The sequence below is a fragment of the Mycobacterium sp. genome, from assembly GCF_965229105.1.
Lineage (GTDB): Bacteria > Actinomycetota > Actinomycetes > Mycobacteriales > Mycobacteriaceae > Mycobacterium.
Window position 1 is genome coordinate 1,158,620 of record NZ_OZ245858.1, and the last position, 10,933, is coordinate 1,169,552.

A 10,933-nucleotide genomic window follows, 5' to 3' on the forward strand; every position below is an offset into this window, starting at 1 on the left:
TAGACCACCTGCCACAATGGTGGCAGAGGGGAGTATTCCTTCGCTGCGGTGTCGTCATCACGTTGTCCGTAATCGGACGGCCGGCGCCGTGGATCGCTTGCAGGTCAAGCGGTGGAAGAGACCTCGGCCGTTTTGTTGACGACCGGAGGCCCCACCGTATGAACGTAACCCAGCTCGAATGGATCGTCACCCTGGGTGTGACGATCGCAATCCTGCTGTTCGACATCATCTATATCGCCAGGCGACCGCACGAACCGACGTTCAGGGAATGCGCGATCGCGCTGTCGTTCTACGTCGGCCTCGCCGTCGCCTTCGGCATCTGGGTGTGGTTCTTCCACGGCGGGCAGTTCGGGCTTGAGTTCTTCGCCGGCTGGCTCACCGAATACAGCCTCTCGGTGGACAACCTGTTCATCTTCCTGATCATCATGGCCAGCTTCAACGTGCCGAGGAAGTACCAGCAGGAGGCGCTGCTGATCGGCATCATCCTGGCGCTGATCTTCCGCGGAATCTTCATCGCCCTCGGTGCCGTTGCGATCGAGCAGTTCTCCTGGATCTTCTACATCTTCGGCGCGTTCCTGGTCTACACCGCCTGGAACCTGGCCCGCGATAAGGAACACGATGACGACGGTGAGAACACCGTGGTCAAGTTCGCCCGCCGCCACCTGAGCCTCACCGACAAGTGGGATGGTCTCAAGCTCTGGGTCAAGGAAAACGGCAAACGGGTGATGACGCCGATGTTCCTGGTGATCGTCGCGTTGGGCACCACCGATCTGCTGTTCGCGCTCGACTCCATCCCCGCCATCTACGGGCTGACCCGCGAGCCGTACATCGTCTTCACCGCCAACGTCTTTGCGTTGATGGGTCTGCGCCAGCTGTACTTCCTGCTCGGCGACATGCTCAAACGACTCGTCTACCTGTCGCAGGGGCTGGCGTTCATCCTGTTCTTCATCGGCGTGAAGTTGGTGCTGCACGCACTGCATGAGAACGAGGTGCCGTTCATCAACGGCGGCGAGCCGGTTCACGTCTTCGAGATCCCGACGCTGTGGAGTCTTGGCGTCATCATCGTGACTCTTGTCATCACGACGATCGCCAGCCTCTACAAGACGCGCAACGATGACAAGAAGGACGACGCTAAGAAAGACGAAGCCAACAAGGATGACGCCACGAAGGGCGAGCCGGCCCGGGAAACGGACGCAGCGGCCACGGAGTGAGTTGAACTCGTTCTGATTGCAAGAGTCGACGGGGCGTCGCAGTACCCCTAACGTGGGCTGCGTGTCCGCCAACGAACGAGCCGTACCCCGCGCGCCCCGGGTTTTCGTCGCCGACTCAGCTGAGGCTGAGTGGGTTGAACTGACCTCGGACGTGGCGCCCGCGGTGCGGATCACCGCATCGGACCTGCAGCAGGCCCAGCGGGCCCGGACCCGCATTCGCAGCCGAGAGGACAGCGTGTCGGTGGTCCTCGACGTCACCGTGTTGGTGGCCGAGGATTACCGGTCCGCGCGTCGCGGGATGGCGAAGGAACCGGATGACGCTCCGGACTCGGTGCGGTACACCGGCACGCTCGACGGTCTGGCCGGCTTGATCGCCGATATCTTCGTCGCGGGTGTCGCCGACGGCGTCACGCTGATTTCCGCAGCGCCGGACCAGGACATCCGGGCGTTGGCCGAAGCCACGCGGGCTCGCCTCGCGGTCCGTCTGAACGCAGCCGCTTAGGACTCCAGTTCACCCGCGATCGTGCGTTCGATGCTCGCGACGGCTGCGGCAGGCAGGGCGATCAGCCCGGTCAGTTCGGCGCGCGCCCGCGAATAGGCGTTCTGCCGCTCCTGCTGCGTGGCAGCCGCGTCGCCGGCCAGTCGCAGCAGGCTCTGAGCCTTGGCCAGGCGTTCCTGATCAACAGAGGAGAAGTCGCTGCGTCGGCGACGCGTCGCCTCTGCCTCGGCGATATCGAAGGCACTGACGTAATCGTGGACGGCGTCGCGGTATTCGAGCTGTGCTGCCCGGTCACCGAGAATCTCCTCGACAGTGTCTGGCCGGAGCAGGTCCGCGCGTCGCTTTGCCTTGTGAAACGCCACGGTCAGCGGGTCACGCAGATCGGTCATCACCGGAAAGTCCAACAGCTTGGCGATATCCAATTCGTAAGCCAGCCAACGATTGTCGGTATCGGAGTGCTCGGCCTCTACCTTCTGCACTTCGCGTCGGCGCAGTGATTGGTCGTCGCGGGAGCGACCCGACGCTTCAGCCATCGCGATCTTCGTCTGCTGTTTGATGCGGTACCGCTCAAGGCGACGCTCGGCCCGCCGCTCGTTGGCCGCCGAAATCGCACGAACACCACCGCCGATCACCCCGCCGAGCGGAAAGATCAGCCACCAGTAATGCAGCACCGAGTCCACTCAACCCAGATTAAGCCAAAACCGGGGACACACTTACTTGGTCAAGCCGGCAACGCGGATTCGATCCTGTCGGCGATGGTGCCCGCCTGGGTGACTGTGGACCCTGCTGCCGTACACGCCTGGACGTCGATGACCACGTTGACCGCGACCGAGAGCACCCGTTGGCAGGCCCGCGTCTGATCACCGCTGCCCCGCGTCACTGGAATAGCGAGCCGGTTGTCGGTTTTGGTGAGGTCACCGGATAGCCATTTGGGCAACGGGGTTCCGTTGAGGGTGATGTTGACGTGGTGGTTGGTGCATTTCGACCACCGGTCCGCAGATTCGGTGAAGAACTTCCTGGCGTCCTCAACCGAGTGATAGGTCACCACCGACTGCACGACGAGGTCATCCCACTGTTCGGCATTGGGTGTCCGCATCATCACTTGCCGCAGTGCACTCCACCCGCTGTCGCCGTACACCCCGACTTCGTCTACCTGCCACACGCCAAGACAATTGAGGTTCGGGAGCAGTTGCCGGTGATCGCCCATCTGGGTGACGAGGGCCTGTGGCGTCATCCCCGAGGTTGCCATGACCGCGTCGATATCCTTGGGGCTCAGCAGCATTGCCTCCAGCGCACTCGCCTCGACCATCCTCGGTGGTGCGATTGCCGGAGCCGCAGTCGAGCATCCGACCAACGTGAGCAGAAGTACCAGCGCACCGAATGCGCGATTAATCACCGGTATCAGGCGTGTGTACCGGCATTGGCACAGGCCATCTGGGCGTTACCAGCGTCCTGGTTCATATCCGTGGCCGTGACGTTCATGTAGTCGCCTGTGGTGCGCAGCCCCATCTTGACCAGGAGTTTGGTGGCACCGAAGGACCATGACCGCATCGGATCGGCGATTTCTGGTGCGACACCTGGTGTGTTGGCGGCGGACATCGCCAGGGACGCGGCCTGGCGAAGTGCGGTCCGGCCGGTCAGGTTGCTTTGATCGACAGCCGGGTCTGCGTAATCCGGACGCACTGTGCCGTCGATCGAGTCGGCGAAATCACCGTAAAACGACGAGGCGGTGTCCAACGCTACGGCGAACTGGGAGCAGGCCGCGACCGCGGGATCGGAGCCGTCGGCGCTGTCCACCGGAACCGATGCGGGATCCCCGCCCGGGTAATACTGCGTCACCTGAGCCGCCGGGTCCGGGGCGGCCGGGTCTGGGGCTGCCGGACCGGGCTGAGCCGCGTCACCGGGCTCGGCGGATGCTATCGGCCCGATCGCCAGCCCGAAGCTGAACGCGCACAACGATATTGCCAATGCTCGCCGGTAAGCGTGTGGTGACCTCAACGATTGCCTCCGTGGTAGTCAGCCTCCCTGCATGGCTGGCTCCTACACGGTCGATGGGTCACATGTCCGGCAGCTGAACGGGGGCCCAATGGCTGATTACACATCAGAACTCATTGGGTGTATTAAAACTGGGAATGGCAATCGCGGCTCAGTATCGGCTGTATACCCCACAATTTCAGGTTTCGGCGAGAAGGTTCGGAACGCTTATTGGATTGCAATGCGGCGTGAGTTGTTGGCATTGAGTTCACCGTTTGGCAACTCGACCCGTCCATGATTCGTCGCGACAGATCCCTTGGATTCATTGGATTTGGACCACGACCTAGTTCTTCTGGATCCTTTGGGATTCAGTCCACGAGAGGCGCTGCTACAAGTATGTTGAATCGTTTCGCCACCCTGGCTGCTGTCTGCACGTTGGCCTCTGTCGGTGCGGCGCCTCTGGCGTTGGCCGACCCGCCGCCCCCGGATCCCGCGGTGCAGCCCGTCGGTGACGCGGGCCCCCCGCCGGACACCGGCGCCGTTCCGTCCGCGCCGCCAGGAGTGCTGGTCACTCCCGACGGCTGGACCGTGACCATATCTGGTAGCAACGAGAGCCAGCTTCCGGTGGCACCGCTGACGACCGCGATCTCATCGCGCGAGTACCTCGTCGGTGGCACGTTCACCGGTAAGGTCTCGGGTTCCGGCAAGACGAAGCTGACCGGCGGAACGATGGAAGCCGGGGTCCAGATCGGTTGCGGCATCATCTCCGACGAGGAGGAGATCAACCCGGGCGTCTCCTTCACGCCGGGTATCGGCATCCCGCTGACCGGCTCAAATACGCCCACCTTCGGTACCGGCATCAGCCTGCAGGGCAAGGTCTACCTCAAGCCCGGCACCGTCAACATCGTCCCGCTGGACAAGAAGTCGTTTAAGGGCACGGGTACCCGCGTCACTGTCACCGGTGTCCGCGTGAAATTCGATCAGTGCGCCGGCCAGTCGTTCATCCGGTCGTATGCGACGCTGACGAGCTCCACCGACAACACCGACGACGTCGTCACCTATCTGGGCGTCACCAAAGCCGTCTGACGCATACTGCGTAGCGTGGCTGAGCCGGTCCAGCCGGCTCGGCCACGCTCTGGCTCTGTCATCTCCCGCTCGATCATCTGCTCGTTCGTGCGCCTACCGGACCCGTATTGCGGGTCCGGCTTTTTGCGTGCTTAAATGCGGGCGAAATGCCCGCCGAGGAATTGCTTAGCAGAGGCAGAATTATTACGTGCGTCCGCCAAAAAACTCACAGCAACTTCGCAGAATTAGGGCACTTTGTCAAAACGCTTATTGGATTGCAATGCGGCGTGAGTTGTTGGCATTGAGTTCACCGTTTGGCAACTCGACCCGTCCATGATTCGACGCGACAGATCCCTTGGACTCATTGGATTTGGACCACGACCTAGTTCTTCTGGATCCTTTGGGATTCAGTCCACGAGAGGCGCTGCTACAAGTATGTTGAATCGTTTCGCCACCCTGGCTGCTGTCTGCACGTTGGCCTCTGTCGGTGCGGCGCCTCTGGCGTTGGCCGACCCGCCGCCCCCGGATCCCGCGGTGCAGCCCGTCGGTGACGCGGGCCCCCCGCCGGACACCGGCATCGTCGCATCCGCCGAGCCCGGGGTTGTGACCACTCCGGACGGCTGGGTTCTGACTGTGGCCGGTAAGGATGAGACCGAGCTTCCAGTGGCACCGCTGACCACCGCCGTCTCCTCGCGCGAGTACCTCGTCGCAGGCACCTTCACCGGGAACGTCACGGGCAGCGGTAAGACCACGCTGTCCGGTGGTGTGCTGGAGGCCGGCTACCAGATCGGCTGCGGTATAGAGCTCGGTCAGGTCAGGCTCATCGGCTCGATCGGTCTCAGCACCTCGGGTTCGAACATCACCGGCGGTCTGGTTCCCACCGGCGTCTCGATGCCGATCTCGGGCACACTGGAAATCCACCTGAAGCCGGGCACCGTCACCAACGTGTCTGTCGACAAGAAGACGTTCAAGGCCGCGCCAGCTCGCGTGACGCTCAAGGATGTTCACATCAAGCTCGACGGTTGCGCCGGTCAGTCTTTCCTCCGGTCGTACGCCACGCTGACGAGCTCCACGACGGACACCGACGACGTCGTCGCCTACTACGGCGTCACCAAGAGCGTCTAATCGTGGTTGTCAAAACTGCGGTGGCGAACATCGCGGTACTCGGTGTTCTTGCGGTCGGAGCGGCGGTCGCCTCCATGGCGACCGCCGCCGCCGACCCGCCCCCGGTGGATCCGGCTCTGCCGGTAGTGGATCCGGGGGCGCCACCGCTACCACCGCCGGCACAGGGGCCGACGATCCCGGTACTCGGCGCGCCATTGGGGCCTGAAGGTTTCAATATCCTCGCGCAGAACGGATCTGAGGCTGCTCCCGGCGCGTTGGGTACCCCGGTAACGCTGGACACCAACCCCCAGGCGCTGCTCGGGCAGAATGTAGCTCCCTCGGCGCCTGGACAGGGGGCGCCAGGGGCCCCGATCAATTTGGACGCGATCAACAACGCTTACATCCTGCCGCAGAACGAGAAGCCAGCGGCTCCCGGCCAGGGCACGCAGGTCGGAGTGGCGCCCGGTGACGAGAATGAGCATCTCGGCCGGATCGACTATCTCAAGCAGTGGCACGACCTGTACAAGAACGGCAATCTCAAGGGCTCGCTGCTCGGCCAGGCGCCGCAGGAACAGCTCGGCGAGCCGCTGCCGGGAACTGCTCCGCCGCCGGGAACCAACATCCCGCCCGGGCTGGTGCAGTTCCAACCAGATCCGGCGGCGCCGGTGGCTTCCGACCCGGCGGCACCGATTCTGCCTGTGGTTTTACCGCCGCCGGCAGGCTGATCGACACCGCGGGTGATCTCAGAACTCCAAGAGTTTGCTATTGACGGTGCGTCCGCCCCCGCATTTGCCATCTGCGGGGGCGGGCTCATTCGTCAGCCCTACCCTAATTCTGTTGTATAAGAATGCTTTATGGCGGGGACCAAGGTCTTCGAACAATTAATGTTCGGCAAAATCTGGCCGAAATGTACGACCTCAATATGTTTGCTGGTATAGCGTTATCCACAGTTCCCCCACATGCCTGAAGGAGTTCCCGTGAGGACTATGTTGATGCAGCCCACAGCCGCTGCACTGTGCGCGGTGTGCATTGCTGCGCCTCTCGCCCTCCCCGATGGCAGCGCTTTCGCTGCCGCCCCAGGGCGCGATCTGGTCGCTGCCGCATCCGCGGTGAAGCTCGCGGCGGCAACTGCGACAACGTCGAGTGCCCTGCCTGCCACACCGACCGCGCTGGAGGTGCTTGGTCTGCAAATTCAGACGGCTAACAACATCTTCGCGGCGGGCACCACCGGCGCCCAGGCGCTGCCGACCGGCTTCCCTTTGACTGCGGCGCAGTACGTTTCGGTCTTTACCGCACTCAACGCCTACATCAAGGTCGGTAGCACGGTTGCTGTGCAATTGGTCAACGGGCAGTTCGAGCAGATCGCCCCGTCATTCCAGACGAACCTGGCCGCGGCCGTCGCTGCGTTGCAGGGGCTCCCGCCGTCGATTGCTGCGTCACTGCAGTACGACCTCGGCGTCATCCAGGCCTTCTTCGCCACGCTGGGCACCGGGGGTACGGTCCCTGAGGCCAGCGCCACTGTTGACGCCAAAACCGTAGCCGTATCCGCCGTGACATCCACCGCGCTGCCGGCTGATCCGACGCTGTTGGAAGTGCTGGGTCTGCAGATCCAGACGGTGAACAACATTCTCGCCGCCGGGACCACTGGCGCGCAGGCGTTGCCAACCGGCTTTCCTTTGACTGCGGCACAGTATGTTTCGGTCTTCAACGTGCTCAACGCATACATCAAGGTCGGCAGCACGGTAGCCGCCCAATTGGTGAACGGGCAGTTCGAGCAGATCGGGACGTCATTCCAGACGAACCTGGCCGCGGCGAACACCGCGTTGTCCGGGCTCGCTCCGTCGGTCGCGGCCTCACTGCAGTACGACCTCGGTGTCATCGGCAACTTCTTCACCACCCCGGGGGCAACCGCTACCGCAGCCACCAAAACAGCCGATGCCGTCGCCACCACCGCGACTGTGACGGCGACGGCGCTGCCAGCCACTCCGACGCTGTTGGAAGTGCTGGGTCTGCAGATCCAAACCGCGAACAATATCTTCGCGGCGGGCACCACCGGCGCGCAGGCGCTGCCGACCGGCTTCCCTTTGACTGCGGCGCAGTATGTTTCGGTCTTCAACGCCGTGAACGCCTATATCAAGGTCGGTAGCACGGTCGCTGTGCAATTGGTCAACGGGCAGTTCGAGCAGATCGCCTCCTCGTTCAAGACGAACCTGGACGCGGCGAACACCACGTTGGCCGGGCTCGCCCCATCCATCGCGGCGTCACTGCAGTACGACGCCACCGTGGTGGGTAACTTCCTCGCAGGCGGTGGCACCGCGACACCAGCGACAGCGTCTGCGGTCAAGGCAGCGGTCAAGGCAGCTCCGGCCGATACCGACACCACCGAGGTGGCCGCGGTGAAGACCGAAGCGCCCACGACGGCTTCACCGTCGGCGACGGTGAAGAAGCCGGCACTGCAGGGTGGCTTCCTCAAGCAGCTCCAGAGCGCGGTGGACAACGAAGTCGGCGGTGGCAAGGTCAAGGTGACCCCCACCGGTACCGGGGCCGACGCCGGTAGCGATTCCGGCTCCTCGGCCCCGAAGCCCGTCAAGCACAGCGACGGAAAGAAGGCGTCCGGTGCGGCGAAGTCGGCCGCCAGCGCGTCGAGCGACAAAGCGTAGAACGCAAGGGATTGCGTCAGCTTGGTCTGCCAGCGTCTAGCTTCGATTAGGCGCTGGCAGTCCATTTGTCGCGTACGGCCTGCAGACCTGCGTCGGTCAACGCACCGAACAGGCGCAGTCGGGCCATGCCGCCATCGGGGTAGATATCCAGCCGCGCATCGGTGACCGGGCGATCATCCTCGATCAGGAAACGATGCCGGGTATCGGGCTGCAACTCCGTGGTGGGCAGCAGATCGAACCAGGCGCCGTCCCCGTCACGGCCAGACAACCGGGCCGACCCTGGCGCGTTGCCGATGAAGTACGACGTATCGATCTCGGCGGCGTTGAGAGTGCCCTGGCTCGCCAAATGCACCTGCACCCAATCGTTTCCGGTGTCCCGTCGGCGCGAGGTCTCCCAGCCTTCGCCCATCGTCCTGGCGTTCCCAGGTAGCAGCAGGTTATTCGGTGAGCCGTAGAACATGTTGGAACAGGCCGTTATTCGGCCACCGTTCTCCAGTGCCGCCATATCGATGGTCATCTTCTCGGCGAACTTCGGGTCGAGCAGGCCCTCGCCGTGGACGCGGAACCGGGCCACCCCGCCGTCGGGATAGATCGACAACCGCACGTGCGTCCACCGTGACGTCGAGTCGACTTTGAACGGATTTCGGGTGTCGCCGTTGACTCCTGTGCGATCCACAAGCGTTGTCCAGTGCGTCTTTTCGACCAGTTCGTCGACCGACGGATAGCCTGGAAGATGAGCCGCTTCGACCGAGATCTGCGGGGGATAGTTGCCCGTGAACCAGGCGGTGTCGACAACGACGCCGCGCACGATACCCGGCACGCCAAGGCGTACGACCGCCGAATCGCAGGCATCCGGGCCCGCGCCACGGCGCCTGCGGGTTTCCCAGCCGTCGTAGATCTGACCCTTGTGGCCGAACGTCGCAGGGCGGAACTCGGCGGGCGCGGGCTTGATCAGGTTCTCCCGCTCGGCGAACAGGTCGTCATTGGCCCACACCACTGCGCCACCCGCGGGCCGAGCCGCAAGATCGGGAAAGGACAGAAAGTGCGAATTCGATGTCGGACCGGTCGGTGCTGTGCTCACCGGCAGCAGCTTAACGAAACTGGGTCATCGTGCCCGACTCACCAGTTCTGGTAGCCACCTTCGGGTCCCAGCATCCTTTCCAGTCGGGTCCGGTTGATCCTGGCCAGCTCGTTGCGGACCACTTTGCGTTCGGTCTCCACACTGTGATGGCACCGGTCGGCGATGGCGGTCAACACATCGGCGGGACCAAGTCCGTCCACGTACATCACCAGGCCGAAACCGAATTGCTCGGTGTAGCGCTGCGCGGCCGTCCACAGTTCGGCCATCACCGCAGGATCGTCATCCCATACCGAGCACTGCTCAGCATGGGATTTGGCGCTGCGCGGCCGACGCCCGATATGCGGATACGCCTCGAGGATTTCGTCGATGGACTCCTCCGGCAAGGCGAACAGCAGTGCGTCCGCCCGTCGGAACAGCGCGTCGTGATCGGCGTAGTCACGATCGCTGGCCAGGTCCCCGGCGAGCTCTAGGCTGTTGCAGCACTCGTAGAGCGCATGCACAGCCTTTCGCCGGGGCAACGCGTTGAACGCGTCCAACCCGATCCCCTGATGCAACAGCATCTGGCCATGATCGAAGCCTCAGGACACGCGCAGGTTACCCCGTGTTACAGCCGGGCTAATTCCTCCGGATGTGACCAACCCGACGAAACGATTCAGGACCTGATTGAGCTACTTCTCCTCATCGCTCGTCCCTCGCTCTGCATCGGCGCAGCTCAGGGTCTGATTGAGCTACTTCTCCTCATCGCTCGTCCCTCGCTCTGCATCGGCGCAGCTCAGTGCGTGTGCGGGACGAAGCGTTCCTGTGAGCGAATGACCTCGGCCTCGGCCTCGGCTTTGCCGACCCAGTCCGCGCCCTTGACGAACTTGCCCGGTTCCAAGTCCTTGTAATGCATGAAGAAGTGCTTGATCGAGTCGAGCTCGTCGGTGGGCACGTCACCGATGTCCTGGATGTGGTCCCAGCGGTGGTCCCCCGCGGGTACGCAGAGGACCTTGTCGTCGCCGCCGGCCTCGTCGACCATCTTGAACATGCCGACCGGGCGGGCTTCGATCAGCACACCGGGAAAGACCGATAACGGCAGCAGGACCAGGGCGTCGAGCGGGTCGCCGTCCTCACCCAGAGTGTTCTCGATGAAGCCGTAATCGGCCGGGTATGCCATCGGGGTGTAGAGGTAGCGATCCAGTCTGACCCGTCCGGTCTCGTGGTCAACCTCGTACTTGTTGCGCTGTCCCTTTGGGATTTCGATGGTTACGTCGAATTCCACCGTCACGGCTCCTAGTTATTGGGGTCTGTGGTGAGTCCCACGGTCGTCGGGAGAACCCTAACGTTGCGACGATGCGGC

The 10,933-nt window shown here is 63.2% G+C and carries 12 protein-coding genes; 6 read left to right on the forward strand and 6 right to left on the reverse strand.

The features are described from left to right. Window positions 1–158 precede the first annotated feature (158 nt). Window positions 159–1,211, forward strand: a complete 1,053-nt coding sequence (locus tag ADBZ9O_RS05545; protein WP_526529165.1) for a TerC family protein — start codon at window positions 159–161, stop codon at window positions 1,209–1,211. Between the two features lie 61 nt (window positions 1,212–1,272). Next, window positions 1,273–1,713 (forward strand): hypothetical protein, encoded by a 441-nt coding sequence (locus ADBZ9O_RS05550; RefSeq protein WP_526529167.1) that lies wholly within the window; start codon window positions 1,273–1,275, stop codon window positions 1,711–1,713. Here ADBZ9O_RS05550 and ADBZ9O_RS05555 read toward each other — a convergent pair. From ADBZ9O_RS05555 to ADBZ9O_RS05565, 3 genes are read right to left on the reverse strand one after another with little or no spacing between them, the layout of a single operon-like run. Next, window positions 1,710–2,390, reverse strand: coding sequence for a hypothetical protein (locus tag ADBZ9O_RS05555; RefSeq protein WP_526529169.1), 681 nt, complete (start codon window positions 2,388–2,390; stop codon window positions 1,710–1,712). The two genes, ADBZ9O_RS05550 and ADBZ9O_RS05555, sit on opposite strands and share 4 nt — an antisense overlap. 41 nt (window positions 2,391–2,431) lie before the next feature. Beyond that, window positions 2,432–3,106 (reverse strand): sensor domain-containing protein, encoded by a 675-nt coding sequence (locus tag ADBZ9O_RS05560; protein WP_526529171.1) that lies wholly within the window; start codon window positions 3,104–3,106, stop codon window positions 2,432–2,434. A 5-nt stretch (window positions 3,107–3,111) separates the two neighbouring features. Then, window positions 3,112–3,678 (reverse strand): Rv2240c family protein, encoded by a 567-nt coding sequence (locus tag ADBZ9O_RS05565; protein WP_526529173.1) that lies wholly within the window; start codon window positions 3,676–3,678, stop codon window positions 3,112–3,114. 402 nt (window positions 3,679–4,080) lie between these two features. Here ADBZ9O_RS05565 and ADBZ9O_RS05570 point away from each other — a divergent pair, with 402 nt between their 5' ends. The 4 genes from ADBZ9O_RS05570 to ADBZ9O_RS05585 all read left to right on the forward strand — a co-directional run bounded on the left by ADBZ9O_RS05570 (window position 4,081) and on the right by ADBZ9O_RS05585 (window position 8,513). Further along, a complete protein-coding gene (locus tag ADBZ9O_RS05570; RefSeq protein WP_526529175.1) occupies window positions 4,081–4,770 on the forward strand; it encodes an MspA family porin in 690 nt (229 codons plus the stop codon). A 414-nt stretch (window positions 4,771–5,184) separates the two neighbouring features. Then, complete coding sequence (locus ADBZ9O_RS05575; protein ID WP_526529177.1) at window positions 5,185–5,874, forward strand: MspA family porin; 690 nt, start codon at window positions 5,185–5,187, stop codon at window positions 5,872–5,874. Window positions 5,875–5,876: 2 nt separating this feature from the next. Further along, window positions 5,877–6,578 carry a hypothetical protein gene (locus ADBZ9O_RS05580; protein ID WP_526529179.1) on the forward strand — a complete coding sequence of 234 codons (702 nt, stop codon included), beginning with the start codon at window positions 5,877–5,879 and terminating at the stop codon, window positions 6,576–6,578. 252 nt (window positions 6,579–6,830) lie between these two features. Then, the gene (locus ADBZ9O_RS05585; RefSeq protein ID WP_526529181.1) at window positions 6,831–8,513 is read left to right on the forward strand and encodes a hypothetical protein; all 1,683 of its coding nucleotides are present in this window, start codon (window positions 6,831–6,833) and stop codon (window positions 8,511–8,513) included. A 46-nt stretch (window positions 8,514–8,559) separates the two neighbouring features. On the opposite strand, the gene alc is transcribed toward ADBZ9O_RS05585, so the two are convergent. From alc to ADBZ9O_RS05600, 3 genes are all read right to left on the reverse strand, one after another. Continuing rightward, window positions 8,560–9,603, reverse strand: a complete 1,044-nt coding sequence (alc, locus tag ADBZ9O_RS05590) for an allantoicase (RefSeq protein ID WP_526532863.1) — start codon at window positions 9,601–9,603, stop codon at window positions 8,560–8,562. Window positions 9,604–9,632: 29 nt separating this feature from the next. Further along, window positions 9,633–10,154 (reverse strand): 2-oxo-4-hydroxy-4-carboxy-5-ureidoimidazoline decarboxylase, encoded by a 522-nt coding sequence (locus ADBZ9O_RS05595; protein ID WP_526529183.1) that lies wholly within the window; start codon window positions 10,152–10,154, stop codon window positions 9,633–9,635. A 212-nt stretch (window positions 10,155–10,366) separates the two neighbouring features. Beyond that, window positions 10,367–10,855 (reverse strand): inorganic diphosphatase, encoded by a 489-nt coding sequence (locus ADBZ9O_RS05600; protein WP_526529185.1) that lies wholly within the window; start codon window positions 10,853–10,855, stop codon window positions 10,367–10,369. Window positions 10,856–10,933: the final 78 nt, after the last annotated feature.